This is a genomic window from Citrobacter sp. R-1.5.2 (assembly GCF_035064245.1).
GTDB lineage: Bacteria > Pseudomonadota > Gammaproteobacteria > Enterobacterales > Enterobacteriaceae > Citrobacter.
This window is the reverse complement of record NZ_JASEYC010000008.1, coordinates 66919-83331: the sequence shown is the minus strand read 5'-3', so window position 1 is coordinate 83331 and position 16413 is coordinate 66919. Positions and strand designations below refer to the sequence as shown.

Here is a 16413-nt window from a genome sequence, read left to right as displayed (position 1 = left end):
TTAAGCGACTTTCAATTGCTGGATCTTTTTCTCGCGACGAATTTTACGTTCTTCAAACACGGCCACGATAGCCATCAGGCAGATACAACCGATAGCGGCGGTATCCAGCGCGGCGAAGGTACCTGCCCAGCCAGTCAGACCGAAAACCGGTGTACCATCAGCAATCATCCCCAGACCCAGCTTGGCGAAGCTGTCACCGATCAAATAGGCAAATGTCCCTTTAATCCCATCGGCAGCGCCGATCGCTTTTTTCGGTACGAAACCAACGGCTGCGACACCGATTAACAGCTGCGGGCCAAACACCAGGAAGCCGAGGGCAAACAGCGAAGCCAGATAGACATACTGGTTGCTGGCGTGCTGGTAAACACCCAGTGTCGCAATGATTAATGCCAGTGCCACACAGGCCACCAGCGCCCGGCGACCGTTTGCCAGGTCAGAGAGCCAGCCCCACAGCAACGTACCGACCAGTGCACCCACTTCAAACAGAGTAAAGCCCTGAATCGCCACTTCTTTGGAGAGCTTCAGTTCCTGGAACGCGTACACGGTAGACCACTGGTCGATACCAATACGGACCACGTACAGGAAGATGTTGGAGAAGCACAGCAGCCAGATCACTTTGTTTTTCAGCACATACTCAACAAAGATCTGCCACTTGGTCATGTCATTTTCTTCGGTCTCTTTGTCTTCTTCGCTGATCTCTTCACCGAACAGCTCTTCAGCTTTCCCCAGACCATAAGATTCCGGGGAGTCGCTGCCATAGCGCAGGCCGATAAAGCCAACAATCAGGGCGATAATCGATGGGAAGATAAACATACCAATGACGTGACCGTCGAACAGGTAGTTGGCACCAAACAACGCCACACCCGCCGCACCGGCACCACCGAGGTTGTGGGAAATGTTCCACATACCGAGGTAAGAACCACGTTTACGGCGAGGTGTCCATTTGGTGATGGTGGAATAACTACACGAACCGCCAGTACTCTGGAAGAAACCGCTCAGCGCGTAGAAGGTAATCATCAGGAACAGGCTGGTTGAACCTGCGCCCATGCTGGCACTGAAGCCGAGCATACAGATAGCAGAGAGGATCAACATAAACGGCAGGAACTGCTTGGTGTTTTTGCCATCCGCGTAATAAGAAACCAGCGTTTTACCCACGCCGTAGGTGATGGAGAAGCCCAGGCCAATCATCCCCAACTGCGTCATGCTCAGCCCGTAGGTGGAGATCATGTCGTTCTGCGCGATGTTGAAGTTTTTGCGGATCAGGTACATGGTCAGGTAGCCGATGAAGACCACCAGATACGACTGCATGAACGGTTTGAACCACATTTTGCGCCGCACATCGAGCGGCAGATCCAGGGTCGGCTTGCGCACCTGGTTTAAGAAGGCCAGCATAGGACTCTCCGAGCTAATTTTTATACCTGCGAATAGCAGGCATTGTAAAAATCAGCCCGGGATCACGCCTGAGACAGCGTCCAGGTGAAACCGGGAAAATTTCTTAGTTTTACCCCACTCGGGGCAAAAAGGTGAGGTGCATCACGCTTCGTTGAGATCGCGCGGGGCCTGGGCGTTTAAAAACGGCAGCAGCAGCAGCGCGGAAATTCCCGCCGCAATAGCGATCACCACAAAGAATCCTGTCCAGTGCCAAACCTCCATCACCTTCGCCAGCGGCCAGCCGGAGAGTGAAGCGCCCAGATAGGCAAACAGCCCGACAAACCCGGTTGCCGCACCCGCCGCCTCTTTGTGCGAGCACTCCGCCGCCGCCATACCAATCAGCATTTGCGGGCCAAAAACGAAGAATCCGGTGGTGAAAAAGCACGCCGCTTGCATCACGTAGCTGGCGAACGGCATCAGCCACAACGAACCGACGGAGAGCAAAATCCCGGCGGCAAAAATCAGGTTCATTGGCCCACGATTGCCGTTAAACAGCTTGTCCGAGCCCCAACCCGCCACCAGCGCGCCGACAAATCCGCCCAGCTCAAACATGGTCACCGCGGTGTTGGCGGTCACCAGATCGACCCCCAGCGTTTCTGACATGTACAGATTACCCCAGTCGTTGATCGCTGCACGTACCACGTACACCAGCACATAACACAACGACAGCAGCCAGATGTAGGGATTCAGCAATACATAGCGGGTGAGAATTTCTTTGCGGGTTAAGCCTGCGCCCTCCTGCTGCTGGGCAATTTCTAACTCATCGTGCCGCCAGTCGCCAACCGGGGGTAAGCCAATCGCCTGCGGCCTGTCGCGCAATCTCCAGCACAGGAAAAATCCCACCACAATCGCCAGTATTCCGGCAATCATCATTCCTGCACGCCAGCCATAATGCAGCGCCGTCGCCGCCATCACCATCGGGATCAGCGCCCCGCCGACGTTATGTGCGGTGTTCCATAGCGCCCACCAGCCACCACGCTCGGTACGCGAGTACCAGGCAGTCAGCAAACGGGCGCATACCGGCGATCCCCAGCCCTGAAAGAACGCATTCAGTGCCCACAGTAGCGCAAAGGCCCAAAGCGAGGTCGAGAAACCAAACAGGATGTTTACCACGCCGGTTGCAATCAAGCCAATGCCCATAAAATAGCGGGCGTTGGAACGATCGCTGACGATACCAGAGACAAACTTCGACAGGCCGTAAGTGATGTAAAACAGCGTTGCCAACAGACCAATATCGCTGCGGGTCAGCACACCGCTGGTCAGGATATCCGGCACCGCCGCGTTGAAGCTTTTGCGCGTGAAATAAAACAGCGCATAGCCAAGCCAGATGGTGGTCAGAATATGCCGCCGCCAGTAGCGATAACGGGCATCTACTTCACTTTTATTGGTAATGAGTGGCGCATTAGCCGGGGCTTTTAGAAACTGAAACATTGCCATTCCTTACACATAACGCTGAGGCAAAGAGACGCTGACCCGCGTACCGTGCGTACAGGATATCGAAAGCTTACCGCCGAGGGCCGTAATGCGCTCACGCATCCCGGTGAGGCCAAATCCTTGCTGATTCGAACCCGGCGGCAGGCCGCTGCCATCGTCCTCAATCACCAGCATCAACCGCTCATCCTGTAGCCAGCCCTGCAACGTCACCGCGCTGGCATTGGCATGCTTAACAATATTGTTCAGTCCTTCCTGGCAGACGCGAAACAGCGTCACCCGCTGACTCTCGCTGAGTTCTGATTCATCAATATGCCAGTCGAGGTGGCTGACGATACCGCGACTTTCCAGCTCCATTTCCCGCATCAATGAACGGATAGCCTGCTCCAGGGTTAAATCATCTAACTGGCGCGGGCGTAAACGCCCCAACAGGCGACGTACCGAATCGTATACCCCGAGTGAAAGCTGCTCAATATGCGCCCCACTGCGCTTCACGCCTGCGTTTTCCGGCGCCAGTCGCTGAACGATACCGGCCTGAGTACGAATCGCGGTAATGGTCTGCCCGATATCGTCGTGCAGTTCACGCGCCACGTCGCGGCGCACGCTTTCTTCGGTTTCCAACAAACGTTCCGCCAAACGATGATTACGCGCCAGCTCGTTTTGCAACGACTGGTTGAGTTCACGCAGGCGCTGAATACCCGCGCCGAGCAGCAGACCGGTCAGGCTCTGCGCCAGCAAGGAGAGCAGCAAGTCGACGGGATGGTCGTGCCAGGTCTGGCTGGCAATCAGCGCGATGGCATTCATCAACGTGGCGATCAGCGCCCCCTGCCAGCCATAGTGCCAGGCAAGTGCAATAATCGGCAGCGCGAGGCAAAACGGCGTAAAGCGTGACAGCTCATTCGGCAGGCCCAACTGCAACCACAGGCTGACACTGAACAACAGCAGATACCAGACCAGATGTCGTCCGCGCCAGTTCACAGGTTGAGAAACCACCGCCGGTCCCAGCGGCAGCCAGGTGGTGCTGGTCAGATAGTGCCAGAACACCAGGCAGATCGGCGCCAGCGTCAGTCCACCAGTGAGTGTTAGCAGCAGCACGGTCCACGCCTCTTCACCTTGCCCAAGCCATGGTAGCGATTGCAGCAATGCCGCCGCGGTCAGTGCTGCCCCCTGTAATAACAATGTGCGCCAGTCACGCTGATGGCGGAAACGTGAGGTCAGTGCGACGGGAAGTAAGGTGAGAAAGCTACCGATCACCAAAAGTGGCAGATGGGACAGTGCCACTTCCTGTGCCAGCCAAAACAGAAGCAGCCATTCCGCACCCAACAGTACCGGCCAGTAGCCGCGCGGGCATTGCAGCATCAACCCCAGGCGCAGGCCGAATGGAAACAGCAGCACTGCCAGCTCCGGGCGTTCAACCAGATGCAGGCTGATGCTCCACAGGCAAAACCATGCGGCAGAGAAGATAAAAAAGCAGGCAACAATGGTGACTAACCGGGAAAAGAACGTGTTCATTGCCAGCCGTCAAACATCCGCCGTGCCAACTCAACATCGTTGCTTACGCCCAACTTTTCCATCAGGTTGGCGCGGTGCACGTGTACCGTTTTTGGTGACAAGCCCAGTTCAGCCGCAATCTCTTTGACTGCCATCCCTTGCGCCAGTTTTTCTGCCACCTGACGTTCGCGTTTGGTTAGCGGGTCCTGACGCCCGGCCGCCAGTTTGACGGCGATGTCCGGCGTTAAATAGCAGCCGCCAGTCGCCACGGTACGCACCGCGGCAATCAGCTCATCGGGGCTACAGCGTTTTGAGAGGAAGCCTCGCGCCCCTGCGTTCAATGCCTGCTCCACCAGCGCCGGGCTGTCGTGGACGGAGAGCATGATAATCGCCATGCCTTTTGGCAACTGGCTTAACAGTTCGAGGCCGGAAATGTCAGGCATGGAGATGTCGCAGATACAGACCTGCACACCGCGCCCTGGCAATCCTGCCAGCGCCTCGCTACCTGAGCCAAACTCAGCCACAACCTGCAAATCGGGTTCAAGGCCCAGCAGTTGGGCAAAGCCAGAGCGAACGATAGTGTGGTCGTCGATAAGGGCTACGGTGATCATGGGGTTGTCCTGGGGCTGCGAAACGCCTGATGGCGCTGCGCTTATCAGGCCTACAAGAAGGTAGGCCGGATAAGGCGTTTACGCCGCCATCCGGCAAAGGCGCTTACCTTAACGATATACACTTCATCGTTCAAGCCTTGAACGAATTACTCGAAGAAGACGCTTATCTTATTAAACATCGACGGGTCGGACTGGTTGCGTGCGACTTTCACCACGTCTTCCAGTTTATCTATCTGACTTATCATCTGTTCCAGACGTTGGTCGTCATTCACCAATAGCCAGATACGGCTCTTATCACTGTCCTGAATCGGTAGACAGAGGATACCTTCCACGTTGAACGCACGGCGGGCAAACAGTCCACAAACGTGGGTCATTACACCCGGGTGATTGCGTACGGTGAGTTCCAGGATTACGTTGTCATGAGTCTGCTGTTGCATGGCTTATTCCCCCACCATTTCAGTGTTTGCCGCACCCGGCGGTACCATCGGGTACACTTTTTCTTCTGCATCAATACGTACGTGGATCAGCGCAGGTCCTGGACGATTAATTATCTCCTGCAGCGCCGCCTGTGGATCCGCTTCATGATTTAAATCGCAGGTTTCGAGACCAAAACCGGCGGCAATCTGCATAAAGTTAATCATCCCCGGATAGGTCGCAGCAAACACTCCTTGTTTATAGAACAGGCTCTGCTGCTGATACACCAGACCCAGCGCTTCGTTATTCATCAGGATGATCTTAATATCCAGCTGATTTTCACTGGCAGTCGCCATTTCCTGAATATTCATCATCAGGCTGCCGTCACCAGAGAAGCACAGCACTTTCTTGTCCGGGTTCGCCAGCGCCGCACCAATCGCTGCGGGCAGACCGAAGCCCATGGTCCCCAGACCACCAGACGTCAGCCACTGACGTGGGCGATTCAGCGGGTAGGCCTGCGCCGCCCACATCTGATGCTGGCCCACGTCGGTAGTGATGATGGCGCTATCGTCTACGCAAGCCGCAACGGCGTTAATCAGCCCATAATGGCTGAGCGGATCGCTTTCCTGTGGAATGGTACATGGAAATTCACGCTGCAAATCCGCCACCATGTGATGCCACACGCCGCGCGACTGCGCCTCAATCAATGGGATCAGCTGTTCCAGCACCTCATTCACCTCCGCCTGAATGGCTACGTGCGGCTGTTTGATTTTACCCAGCTCGGCACGATCGATATCCACGTGGATAATCTTTGCATTCGGGCAGAACTGCTCGGTTTTACCAATCGCCCGGTCATCAAAACGTGCGCCAAGAACAATTAATAAATCAGCTTCTTGCAGAATAAAGTTGGTGCTGCGTGCGCCGTGCATGCCCAGCATACCTAACGACAGCGGATGCGCTTTTGGCAACATGCCCAGCGCCATTAAGGTCATGGTTGTGGGCAGCATCGCTTTTTCCGCCAGCTCACGTACGCGCTCAGGTGCGTTAATCACGCCGCCGCCGAGGTACAACACCGGACGTTGTGCCGCATTGATCATGGCGGCAGCATCGCGAACGCTGTCCGCGCTAAAGGTTGGCGCAGGGGCTTTTTCTGCAGGCTCCGGCATCTCTTCAATGTCAAATACGGCTGTTTGAATGTCCTTAGGTATGTCTATCCACACCGGGCCTGGGCGTCCTGACTGCGCAATGCGGAAGGCATCGCTCATGACCTGCGGTAATTCATTGATATGGCGAACCAGATAATTGTGTTTGGTGATGGGGATAGAGATGCCGTAGGTGTCAACTTCCTGGAAGGCGTCAGTGCCGATCATAGAGGCCGGAACCTGCCCGGTGATACACACCAACGGAATAGAGTCCAGGCGCGCATCGGCGATAGCAGTAACCAGGTTAGTTGCCCCCGGCCCGCTACAGGCCATACACACCGCAGGTTTACCCTCGGTTCGTGCCATCCCCTGGGCGATAAACCCCGCACCCTGCTCGTGGCGCGCCAGGATATGACGGATTTGCGTGCTTTGGCTTAAGGCGTCGTAGACGGGGAGAATTGAGCCACCAGGAATACCGGTGACGACTTTAATTCCCTGACGTTCCAGGAAATGAACGATGAATTCTGCGCCCGTAAAGCGCGTACGCTTGGATGTGATGCCCGAACTTGCCATGCTCCAGTCCTTTTATTCTGGGCCTTTGCTCCGGGCAGGTCTCTTATACGAAAAACCCCGCCCGGTTTGCGCCGGCGGGGTTTTGGAATCGTGTGTTGTTCCGGACCCTACGGCGCATTGCCGACGACCACCACCACACGCACGACGACCGCTGCGCGAGATGGCGCAGTTTTTAGTAGGGTCGCAGTCAGCATGGAAGGGTTCATTAGGGACCTTGTCTGTTTGTTGGTTAACAGGATTTATACAAACACAGGTTTTTCAGCGTGACAATGGAAAATTTTTCATCTGCGCAAAAATGCGTCAAAGATCACGTTTAGCTGTACGCAATGTAAAAACAAAAAACCCCGCCGGGGCGAGGTTTTTTTCAGGGTTTGCGGCTGGTAACCGCAGAACACACTGTGTTACGTCAACGCAAGAAGTATACGCGATCGGCAACGAACGCGCAATTTAAGGTACGGATTTTGACGTTTCTGAGTATGGATCGCTTTGCGGATTTTGTCCATAAAATACTGTTCATACATACAGTATTTATCTATACTGTGAATGTTCGCAGTGCGCGAGGGGGCCGCTGTTTTACCGGCGCAACAAAGTCCTGGCTGAAACGGGTGGTGCCGTCAGCGCCTTAACCCCCGAAGTGAGCACACTGTGTTACGTCAACAAAGGTGCTGGCAACAGGCAGCGGCGAGGTACGCCAGCACCGTGCTCCTTGTACCAAAAGGAGAGCGTATGAGCCTCGTGGATATCGCTATTCTTATCCTCAAACTCATCGTTGCAGCACTGCAACTGCTTGATGCTGTTCTGAAGTATATAAAATAGTTCAGATTCAAGTCGCACTTAAGGGGAGCGGGTTATCACCTGCTCCCCTTTCACCTTCTCCCAGGTGCTTGTGTCGCGCCAATATGTTACGTTTTTATGACATTCTCAGGGAAGAATACCGCTATGACTCTTTCTGTTTTCTGCATTTTACTGTTCGCCGCGCTGCTTCATGCCAGCTGGAACGCCATTGTTAAAGCAGGAAATGACAAGCTGTACTCGGCTATCAGCGTGAGCGGCTCGGCTGCGATTATGGCTCTGATTCTCTTACCCTTCGCCCCCCAACCCTCTGCCGCCAGCCTGCCATTTTTGGCGATTTCAACCGTATTACAGGTGGTGTACACCGTCCTGGTTGCCAAAACCTATCAGGTTTCGGACATGAGCCAGACCTATCCCATCATGCGCGGCACCGCCCCATTGTTGGTCGCTATCATCAGCGTCCTGTTTCTCGGCGATAGTCTGTCAATGCTGGCCTGGGTGGGGATTGCCACAATCTGCCTGGCGATCCTCGGCATGGCATTTAACGGACGCAGCAGTTCACAACGAGGGATCGTTCTGGCGCTCATCAATGCCTGTTTTATTGCCGGCTATACGCTGGTTGATGGCACCGGTGTTCGGCTTTCAGAGACTGCTCTGGGCTACACGCTCTGGACCTTCTTCCTGAACGGCTCCTGCTTGTTGAGCTGGGCGATGATTGCCAGACGCCGCGAAGCCTCCCGCTATCTGGCGCACCAGTGGAAGAAAGGTATTCTTGGTGGTATTGGCACCATGGGCTCTTACGGGCTGGCACTGTGGGCGATGACTCAGGCCCCGCTGGCGGTGGTAGCCGCACTGCGTGAAACATCCATTCTGTTTGGCGCACTGCTCGCCTGGTTGCTGCTAAAAGAGAAAGTCGCCGGAGTACGCCTTATCGCGGCCGCAGGTATTGCCGCCGGCGCAGTATTGCTACGTTTGTCATAATCGCGCTGTCGACCTGATGCAATCCGGCAACATTTGTTGCCGCTATTTGTTTACATTTCCTGCCGTTCATCGTTGAAACATTCCAGCCCACTATCTGGCCTTCTTTTTCTGTTGTGGTAGATTCCACGCGCATTTATGGGAAAGTGCAGCACCTTATTCTTATTTTTTCTTCATTTGAAAAGTAATCAGCGAAATGAAAAGGCATAGAAGCGTCAATTTGTTGTTGATGTTGGTATTACTGGTGGCGGTGGGTCAGATGGCGCAAACCATTTATATCCCTGCGATTGCTGATATGGCGCGTGAACTGAACGTTCGCGAAGGCGCGGTGCAAAGCGTAATGGCTGCCTACCTCCTGACCTACGGCGTGTCACAACTGTTTTACGGCCCGCTTTCCGACCGCGTAGGTCGTCGCCCGGTGATCCTCGCCGGGATGTCTATTTTTATGCTGGCTACGCTGGTCGCCATTACTACCCATAGTCTGACGGTATTGATTATCGCCAGTGCCATTCAGGGTATGGGGACAGGCGTCGGCGGTGTGATGGCGCGAACCCTACCGCGAGACCTGTATGAAGGTACTCAGCTTCGTCACGCGAATAGTTTGTTAAATATGGGTATCCTGGTCAGTCCACTGCTGGCACCGCTGATTGGCGGCATGCTGGATACGCTGTGGAACTGGCGCGCTTGCTATATTTTTCTGCTGATTCTGTGTGCAGGCGTCACATTTAGCATGGCGCGCTGGATGCCGGAAACACGGCCTGCTGGCGCGCCACGTCCACGGCTTATTGCCAGCTACAAAACCCTGTTTGGCAACGGCGCATTCACTTGTTATGTGCTGATGTTGATCGGCGGCCTGGCAGGCGTTGCCGTCTTCGAAGCCTGCTCTGGGGTATTGATGGGCGCGGTGCTGGGTTTAAGCAGCATGGCGGTCAGTATCCTGTTTATTCTGCCTATTCCGGCAGCGTTTTTCGGCGCATGGTTCGCCGGTCGCCCTAACAAGCGATTTTCAACGCTAATGTGGCAGTCGGTTACCTGCTGTCTGGTTGCCGGGTTGATGATGTGGATCCCAGGTTTGTTCGATGTGATGAACGTCTGGACACTGCTGGTTCCTGCCGCGTTGTTCTTCTTCGGTGCGGGGATGTTGTTCCCACTGGCAACCAGCGGCGCAATGGAACCTTTCCCGTTCCTGGCAGGTACTGCCGGCGCGCTGGTTGGTGGCTTACAGAACATTGGATCTGGCGTGCTGGCGTGGCTCTCCGCGATGCTACCGCAGACCGGACAAGCCAGCCTCGGGCTGCTGATGACCCTTATGGGGCTGCTGATTTTTGTGTGCTGGCTGCCGCTGGCGTCACGCGTGTCGCATCAGGGACAGGCGGTTTAAGCGCATGATGGCCCGGCTTATCGCCGGGCTTTTCACATTCAGGCGCAATCATCGTATTAATCAACGGCTCCAGTGCGGGACGCCAGGCACCTTCTTCACCATCATAAAACTGCGTATCAGCATTGATTGCATAGGGGATTTTTGCCTTGCGCAGTTCACATGCCATAAACCGTGCAAATGCAGTTTGCGCGGCAGAAGGCGTATTTTTGATGGTTTCTCCCGGTGACCAGCCCCCCACCCAACTGACGTGCCCCGTTTTCTGTTGCCAGTGAATAGCCGTATTAATACGGGCGCGAATGGCGGCTTTTTCTGCCGCAGTCCCCGACGTCCAGGGGTACTTACCGTTATTTTTTAGCGGCCCCCACGGGAAGATATGCCATTCAGCCAGAACGGTATTCTGGCTTTGCGGCGGTAATTTCAGATTAGGCAAATCTTCCGGTGCCGCGCGCAGGCGCGGCGCAATGAAAATCATCCGCTGCGGGTCGATGGCATGGATAGTACGAATGGTTTTGTCATACACCCGATTGAGCGAAGTCTGATTGTGATTAAGCTTATCGGCAGGCTCATAAATCAGGTCAAAGCCCAGCAACGGCGAACTTTGACCAAAGTAATGCGCCACCGCTACCCACCAGTTAACCACCTCTTTTTCATTGCCGCTATTGGGGTCTTTTTTATATTCATCAGCCTGATAAGCAATAATCGGGATCACGCCGTATTGCTCGCAAGCCTCTACCAGCTTGCGCAAATGGATGAGTCTGGCTTCTGTTGGCTCACCCGCCACACGAATACGCACATGAGAGATCCCCTTCGCCTTGAAATCCCGTACCACCAGCGGATCGAACTCGCGGATACCGCGATCGGTGCGAGCCCAATCGACGTCCATTCCAACCCCAAGCTGCTGTGCATACAGCGCCGCCGTCAGCGCAGGGGGTGCGGCATACACGGCGGCACTGGCTAACAGTAAGAGGGAAACAATCGGCTTTAACACGGTCGTCCTTACGCAAATCATCAGGTGTGATATCACGTATTTAGCATGATTTTTGATACCTGGTGTAGAGAGAAAGCGTAAAAAATATTCGCGGCCCGCTTATTTAACCTGCTCCTGCAGCCAGCCAATAAATGCCTCGATTTTTGGCCACTGCCTGCCAGGCAACGTGGTGATGTAATAGTGTTGATGGCATTTCAGCGCCATATCACCGAAAGGCGCGACCAGTTCCCCGCTGTCGAGGCGCTTTTGTACCAGTCTCTTTCGTCCCATCGCTACGCCGATATGGTTCATCGCCGCAATGACCGCTAAATCAGAACGATCGAAGCCGATACCTGATGATGTCGGCAAATTCATGGCAAAATGCTGCGCCCAACTGTGCCATTCATCGGTCCCGGAGTCGTTGCTCCATGCCTGTCTATCGTGCAACAACGTGCAGTGCGGCAGATTCACTAACGACCCCGTAAGGTCATAACGACGGGCATAGTCCGGGCTGCATACCGGCAGGATCTCTTCATCCATCAGGAAATGGTGCGTGAGCTGTGCAGAGGGAGCATCGTCAAAATAAATGGCCAGATCAACCCCGGCACGTTGCAAATTGACGTTGTCATTCCCGGTCAGCATGGTCAGAGAAATCGACGGATAGCGACGGGTAAAGTCACCGAGCGCCGGAACCAGCCAGCACTGTGCGATGGAGGGGCGTGAGTACACAGTGAGCGTCCCGGAAAGTTCCTGGTTTTTGATATCGAGGATTTCCTGATTCAGCGTATCCAGCGACGATTTCAACGCCCAGAACACCCGTTTACCTTCGTGAGTGAGCTCCACTTTGCGGTGAGAGCGAACAAACAGCTGAATCCCCAACTCTTCTTCAAGCTGATTAATACGGTGGCTGACGGCGCTGGGGCTTAGGGAAAGTTCGTCTGCCGCCAGCGCAAACGACTGATGCCTGGCCGCCACTTCAAAGGTATACAGTTTTGAGAGTTGCCAACCATTGAGCAGCCGATTTCTGACTTCACGAAGGGGGTCCATATTCACCTCTTTCATCCTGAATTATTCGCCGGAGTGTAAAAAAAACCGCTGTAAAAATCAGCATAAAGATGAATCAAGGTGAACCATATCGCATAAATAATGCGTAATTAGATGTAAATCACTCATTTGATTTAATCTGGCTCATGTGAAAGGGGATTTTTATCGTTTGTCAGACTGTGCCTTATTTTTGTCCAATACCCCTATATTAATCACAGGGCAAGGTGAGTTATGCACTCTCAAATCTGGGTTGTGAGCACGCTGCTGATAAGTATCGTGTTAATCGTTTTGACCATCGTGAAGTTTAAATTTCACCCGTTTCTGGCGCTGCTGTTAGCCAGCTTCTTCGTGGGTACCATGATGGGCATGGGGCCGCTGGATATGGTCAACGCCATTGAGAGTGGCATCGGCGGTACGCTGGGCTTTCTCGCTGCCGTTATCGGTCTTGGTACCATTCTCGGCAAAATGATGGAAGTATCCGGCGCGGCGGAACGCATCGGTCTGACGTTGCAGCGTTGTCGCTGGCTTTCGGCTGACGTCATTATGGTACTGGTCGGGTTGATTTGCGGCATCACGCTGTTTGTCGAAGTCGGCGTGGTGCTGTTGATCCCACTGGCTTTTTCTATTGCTAAAAAAACCAACACCTCACTGCTGAAACTGGCGATCCCGCTGTGTACTGCGCTGATGGCTGTACATTGCGTGGTACCGCCACATCCTGCCGCCCTGTTCGTGGCCAACAAGCTGGGCGCGGATATTGGCACCGTAATTGTTTATGGTTTACTCGTGGGCTTAATGGCTTCGCTTATCGGCGGGCCGCTATACCTGAAATTTCTCGGCAACCGTCTGCCATTTAAACCCGTCCCGACTGAGTTTTCCGACCTGAAGGTTCGCGACGAAAGTACACTGCCATCGCTCGGTGCTACGCTGTTTACCGTGCTGCTGCCGATTGGCCTGATGCTGATGAAGACCGTCGCTGAGCTGAATATGGCGAAAGGCAGCGCGGTTTATACGCTGCTGGAGTTTATTGGTAACCCAATCACCGCGATGTTTATCGCCGTTTTCGTGGCCTATTACATCCTCGGTTTGCGTCAGCATATCGGCATGGGCACGCTACTGACGCATACCGAAAATGGTTTTGGCTCCATAGCCAATATTCTGTTGATTATCGGCGCAGGCGGCGCATTCAACGCTATCCTGAAAAGCAGTGGGCTGGCGGATACCCTCGCGCTGATCCTCTCGAATATGCACATGCACCCGATTCTGCTGGCATGGCTGGTAGCACTGATCCTGCATGCTGCAGTGGGTTCAGCCACAGTTGCCATGATGGGTGCGACAGCGATTGTGGCCCCTATGCTACCGCTTTACCCGAACGTCAGCCCGGAGATCATCGCTATTGCCATCGGTTCTGGTGCAATTGGCTGCACAATCGTTACAGATTCCCTCTTCTGGCTGGTGAAGCAGTACTGCGGAGCCACTCTGAATGAGACATTCAAATACTATACGACCGCGACATTTATCGCGTCCGTTATTGCACTGGCGTGCACATTCCTGCTTTCCTTTATTATCTAAGCGCAACGAGACTGACTATGGAAAACATTCAAACACTTATCGCCCAGTATCCTTTAGTGGAAGATCTGGTCGCTCTCAAGGAAACGACCTGGTTTAACCCTGGCACCACCTCTCTTGCGGAAGGTTTACCGTATGTTGGCCTGACTGAGCACGACGTTCAGGACGCCCACGCCCGTCTGACGCGCTTCGCGCCGTACCTGGCAAAAGCCTTTCCGGAAACCGAGGCCACTGGCGGCATTATTGAATCTGAGTTGGCCACCATCCCGGCGATGCAAAAACGGCTGGAACAAGAGTACGAGCAGCCTATCCACGGCGAGCTGCTGCTGAAAAAAGACAGCCATCTGCCAATTTCTGGCTCAATCAAAGCCCGTGGCGGTATTTATGAAGTACTGACACACGCCGAAAAACTGGCACTGAAAGCAGGTCTGCTGACGACAAATGATGATTACAGCATGCTGCTTTCGCCCGAGTTCAAACAGTTCTTTAGCCAGTACAGCATCGCGGTAGGTTCAACCGGCAACCTGGGGATGTCTATCGGCATCATGAGCGCCCGCATCGGCTTTAAGGTGACGGTACACATGTCTGCCGACGCGCGCGCATGGAAAAAGGCTAAGCTGCGCAGCCACGGCGTTACCGTTGTGGAGTACGAAGAAGATTACGGTGTGGCAGTTGAACAAGGGCGTAAGGCGGCAGAGTCCGATCCGAACTGTTTCTTTATCGACGATGAAAACTCTCGCACGCTGTTTTTAGGTTATGCGGTTGCCGGACAGCGCCTGAAGGCCCAGTTTGCCCAGCAGGGACGTGTGGTAGATGCTGACCATCCACTGTTTGTTTACTTGCCGTGCGGTGTGGGTGGTGGCCCTGGCGGGGTGGCATTTGGTCTGAAGCTGGCATTCGGTGACAACGTTCATTGCTTCTTCGCAGAGCCGACTCATTCACCGTGCATGCTGTTGGGGATTTACACCGGACTGCACGACACGATTTCCGTGCAGGATATCGGCATCGACAACCTGACGGCGGCAGATGGGCTGGCAGTCGGTCGCGCATCGGGCTTTGTAGGCCGGGCGATGGAACGTCTGCTCGACGGTCTGTACACGCTGGAAGACCAGACCATGTATGACATGCTGGGCTGGCTGGCGCAGGAAGAAGATATTCGTCTTGAGCCGTCAGCACTGGCTGGCATGGCTGGCCCGCAGCACGTTTGTGCCTCCGCGGATTACCAGCAGATGCATGGATTCAGTGCCGAACAGCTCAAAAACGCCACTCATCTGGTATGGGCGACCGGCGGCGGTATGGTGCCGGAGGCCGAAATGGCGCAATACCTGGCAAAAGGACGCTAACCCCCGCTGATCTCAACGCAGCATCGCCATCAGCTCCATTGGTGAGCGATGCTGTTTAATCAGATCGCGCATGACGCGCATATGGGGTGATGAGTGTTCAAAGAAGGCCTGATATCCCGCACACAGCACGTTTTCCCCGTGAATATCCCCATGCACCGGGCAATCACCACGGTAAAATTGCGATAAGGAACATGACCGGCAGCGCGCGCTCTGCGGTGAGGTCGATTGCCGTTCCATTTGTACCGCCAGTCCACACCATCGACGCAGCGTTTTATCAAAAAGCTGAATAGATACCCGATTAATATCTTCACGAACCCAGATATCAAATATCGTATTTAAAAACTGCCCCCACCCTTCTGGTGTGACAGATTCAGCCGTCAGGTTGCCTGCTTCATCGCGCTTCATCAGAGGGATAAACTGTATGAGACGAACATCTCCTTGTCGTAAATCACGGTACAGTTCAATAGGTTGTAAACTCTTCTGGTGATCAATCACCACCTTTAAAATACCCTCACTAACATCCATGTCCTCACATACTGTCATGCAAAATTCCCGATATATACGATAAGTTGGCGAACGTGTGTTACAGCAAACAGTATTGCAAGGGATAACACCGCGAGGGAGATCATAAATTTGTCACGCACCGCGCGAGATTCAGAAAAATCGCTATGCGTAACATCCATCAGGTTACGGCTGCGGGTGTAGCGCCAGAGAATAATCGCCACAATTGCCAGCACAGCTATCGAAACCCAGAATAACGCTCCCGCCTGATGCCAGTTATGCTTAATCGCCAGCGCCATCAGTGCACCATAGCCTAGCAACGTACGAAACCAGGCCAGCGATGTCCGTTCCGGTTGTAGACCAGGATCGGACTGGCGACGAGCCTTACGACTATCCGGCATACAGCACCAGCGCCATAACAATCACCGCCACAAGCGTCAACATAACGCTGATAATCAGCAGGCTGTTGGTGTACGGCATGTCCTCTTTCAGACGCATCGCCTTTTCATTTCGCAACCAGCGCAGATAACCGTAGATCGCCAGCCCCCCTGCAAACAGACACAGCAACAAAGCAAGTGCCTCACGGATGACCGGCGTAGCAAAGTCCGGGGCCAGTTGATCAAGACCAACGCCCGCCGCCAGAAAACCCAGCGCAGTGCGGATCCACGCCAGAAACGTACGCTCATTTGCCAGTGAGAAGCGGTAATCCGGCGCTTCCCCAAGGCGGGAAATCTTCATGACGACTCCT

Annotated in this window: 17 protein-coding genes; 5 read left to right on the top strand and 12 right to left on the bottom strand. The window is 54.2% G+C overall.

Going from position 1 to position 16413, the window contains the following annotated elements; translation table 11 throughout:
- From uhpT to ivbL, 7 genes are all read right to left on the bottom strand, one after another.
- The gene (gene uhpT / locus QMN38_RS15540) at positions 1-1392 is read right to left on the bottom strand and encodes a hexose-6-phosphate:phosphate antiporter (RefSeq protein WP_271441422.1); all 1392 of its coding nucleotides are present in this window, start codon (positions 1390-1392) and stop codon (positions 1-3) included.
- 141 nt (positions 1393-1533) lie between these two features.
- On the bottom strand, positions 1534-2862 hold the full coding sequence (gene uhpC, locus QMN38_RS15535; protein WP_271449758.1) for an MFS transporter: 1329 nt from the start codon (positions 2860-2862) through the stop codon (positions 1534-1536).
- A gap of 9 nt (positions 2863-2871) precedes the next feature.
- A complete protein-coding gene (gene uhpB / locus QMN38_RS15530) occupies positions 2872-4374 on the bottom strand; it encodes a signal transduction histidine-protein kinase/phosphatase UhpB (RefSeq protein WP_271449757.1) in 1503 nt (500 codons plus the stop codon).
- Positions 4371-4964 carry a response regulator transcription factor UhpA gene (gene uhpA / locus QMN38_RS15525; RefSeq protein WP_048213756.1) on the bottom strand — a complete coding sequence of 198 codons (594 nt, stop codon included), beginning with the start codon at positions 4962-4964 and terminating at the stop codon, positions 4371-4373. Before uhpA ends, uhpB begins: the two co-directional genes overlap by 4 nt.
- A gap of 146 nt (positions 4965-5110) precedes the next feature.
- The gene (gene ilvN / locus QMN38_RS15520) at positions 5111-5401 is read right to left on the bottom strand and encodes an acetolactate synthase small subunit (RefSeq protein ID WP_038635677.1); all 291 of its coding nucleotides are present in this window, start codon (positions 5399-5401) and stop codon (positions 5111-5113) included.
- Positions 5402-5404: 3 nt separating this feature from the next.
- A complete protein-coding gene (gene ilvB, locus QMN38_RS15515; protein ID WP_323605307.1) occupies positions 5405-7093 on the bottom strand; it encodes an acetolactate synthase large subunit in 1689 nt (562 codons plus the stop codon).
- Positions 7094-7200: 107 nt separating this feature from the next.
- Complete coding sequence (gene ivbL, locus QMN38_RS15510) at positions 7201-7299, bottom strand: ilvB operon leader peptide IvbL (RefSeq protein WP_003827118.1); 99 nt, start codon at positions 7297-7299, stop codon at positions 7201-7203.
- Between the two features lie 520 nt (positions 7300-7819).
- Here ivbL and tisB point away from each other — a divergent pair.
- From tisB to emrD, 3 genes are all read left to right on the top strand, one after another.
- Positions 7820-7909: a type I toxin-antitoxin system toxin TisB gene (tisB, locus tag QMN38_RS15505; protein WP_003840643.1), complete on the top strand. Its 90-nt coding sequence runs from the start codon at positions 7820-7822 to the stop codon at positions 7907-7909.
- Positions 7910-8032: 123 nt separating this feature from the next.
- Positions 8033-8866: a DMT family transporter gene (locus tag QMN38_RS15500; RefSeq protein ID WP_323605306.1), complete on the top strand. Its 834-nt coding sequence runs from the start codon at positions 8033-8035 to the stop codon at positions 8864-8866.
- A gap of 193 nt (positions 8867-9059) precedes the next feature.
- Complete coding sequence (emrD, locus tag QMN38_RS15495; protein WP_271441427.1) at positions 9060-10244, top strand: multidrug efflux MFS transporter EmrD; 1185 nt, start codon at positions 9060-9062, stop codon at positions 10242-10244.
- On the opposite strand, the gene QMN38_RS15490 is transcribed toward emrD, so the two are convergent.
- Together QMN38_RS15490 and dsdC are read right to left on the bottom strand one after the other, a co-directional pair.
- Complete coding sequence (locus tag QMN38_RS15490; protein ID WP_271441428.1) at positions 10171-11253, bottom strand: cellulase family glycosylhydrolase; 1083 nt, start codon at positions 11251-11253, stop codon at positions 10171-10173. The genes emrD and QMN38_RS15490 overlap by 74 nt on opposite strands.
- 78 nt (positions 11254-11331) lie before the next feature.
- On the bottom strand, positions 11332-12258 hold the full coding sequence (dsdC, locus tag QMN38_RS15485; RefSeq protein ID WP_323605356.1) for a DNA-binding transcriptional regulator DsdC: 927 nt from the start codon (positions 12256-12258) through the stop codon (positions 11332-11334).
- Between the two features lie 228 nt (positions 12259-12486).
- On the opposite strand from dsdC, the gene dsdX reads away from it, so the two are divergent.
- Both dsdX and dsdA read left to right on the top strand, forming a co-directional pair.
- The gene (gene dsdX / locus QMN38_RS15480; protein WP_323605305.1) at positions 12487-13824 is read left to right on the top strand and encodes a D-serine transporter DsdX; all 1338 of its coding nucleotides are present in this window, start codon (positions 12487-12489) and stop codon (positions 13822-13824) included.
- A 17-nt stretch (positions 13825-13841) separates the two neighbouring features.
- Complete coding sequence (gene dsdA / locus QMN38_RS15475; protein WP_323605304.1) at positions 13842-15164, top strand: D-serine ammonia-lyase; 1323 nt, start codon at positions 13842-13844, stop codon at positions 15162-15164.
- A 12-nt stretch (positions 15165-15176) separates the two neighbouring features.
- Here the strand turns inward: dsdA and QMN38_RS15470 are convergent, their stop codons facing one another.
- The 3 genes from QMN38_RS15470 to QMN38_RS15460 are packed head-to-tail and all read right to left on the bottom strand — an operon-like array spanning position 15177 to position 16403.
- A complete protein-coding gene (locus QMN38_RS15470; protein WP_323605303.1) occupies positions 15177-15707 on the bottom strand; it encodes a radical SAM protein in 531 nt (176 codons plus the stop codon).
- Complete coding sequence (locus QMN38_RS15465; protein WP_137382181.1) at positions 15704-16066, bottom strand: DUF202 domain-containing protein; 363 nt, start codon at positions 16064-16066, stop codon at positions 15704-15706. Before QMN38_RS15465 ends, QMN38_RS15470 begins: the two co-directional genes overlap by 4 nt.
- Complete coding sequence (locus QMN38_RS15460; protein ID WP_005121491.1) at positions 16056-16403, bottom strand: YidH family protein; 348 nt, start codon at positions 16401-16403, stop codon at positions 16056-16058. The genes QMN38_RS15465 and QMN38_RS15460 overlap by 11 nt, the downstream gene beginning before the upstream one ends.
- Positions 16404-16413 lie beyond the last annotated feature (10 nt).

Bases quoted from the DNA above. Each gene is read 5' to 3' on its own strand.
- uhpA (WP_048213756.1), bottom strand. From the start codon at position 4,964: ATGATCACCGTAGCCCTTATCGACGACCACACTATCGTTCGCTCTGGC.
- dsdA (WP_323605304.1), top strand. From the start codon at position 13,842: ATGGAAAACATTCAAACACTTATCGCCCAGTATCCTTTAGTGGAAGAT.
- ivbL (WP_003827118.1), bottom strand. From the start codon at position 7,299: ATGAACCCTTCCATGCTGACTGCGACCCTACTAAAAACTGCGCCATCT.
- ilvN (WP_038635677.1), bottom strand. From the start codon at position 5,401: ATGCAACAGCAGACTCATGACAACGTAATCCTGGAACTCACCGTACGC.
- QMN38_RS15490 (WP_271441428.1), bottom strand. From the start codon at position 11,253: ATGATTTGCGTAAGGACGACCGTGTTAAAGCCGATTGTTTCCCTCTTA.
- QMN38_RS15465 (WP_137382181.1), bottom strand. From the start codon at position 16,066: ATGCCGGATAGTCGTAAGGCTCGTCGCCAGTCCGATCCTGGTCTACAA.
- uhpC (WP_271449758.1), bottom strand. From the start codon at position 2,862: ATGTTTCAGTTTCTAAAAGCCCCGGCTAATGCGCCACTCATTACCAAT.
- QMN38_RS15500 (WP_323605306.1), top strand. From the start codon at position 8,033: ATGACTCTTTCTGTTTTCTGCATTTTACTGTTCGCCGCGCTGCTTCAT.
- QMN38_RS15460 (WP_005121491.1), bottom strand. From the start codon at position 16,403: ATGAAGATTTCCCGCCTTGGGGAAGCGCCGGATTACCGCTTCTCACTG.
- dsdX (WP_323605305.1), top strand. From the start codon at position 12,487: ATGCACTCTCAAATCTGGGTTGTGAGCACGCTGCTGATAAGTATCGTG.
- ilvB (WP_323605307.1), bottom strand. From the start codon at position 7,093: ATGGCAAGTTCGGGCATCACATCCAAGCGTACGCGCTTTACGGGCGCA.
- tisB (WP_003840643.1), top strand. From the start codon at position 7,820: ATGAGCCTCGTGGATATCGCTATTCTTATCCTCAAACTCATCGTTGCA.
- QMN38_RS15470 (WP_323605303.1), bottom strand. From the start codon at position 15,707: ATGACAGTATGTGAGGACATGGATGTTAGTGAGGGTATTTTAAAGGTG.
- dsdC (WP_323605356.1), bottom strand. From the start codon at position 12,258: ATGGACCCCCTTCGTGAAGTCAGAAATCGGCTGCTCAATGGTTGGCAA.
- uhpT (WP_271441422.1), bottom strand. From the start codon at position 1,392: ATGCTGGCCTTCTTAAACCAGGTGCGCAAGCCGACCCTGGATCTGCCG.
- uhpB (WP_271449757.1), bottom strand. From the start codon at position 4,374: ATGAACACGTTCTTTTCCCGGTTAGTCACCATTGTTGCCTGCTTTTTT.
- emrD (WP_271441427.1), top strand. From the start codon at position 9,060: ATGAAAAGGCATAGAAGCGTCAATTTGTTGTTGATGTTGGTATTACTG.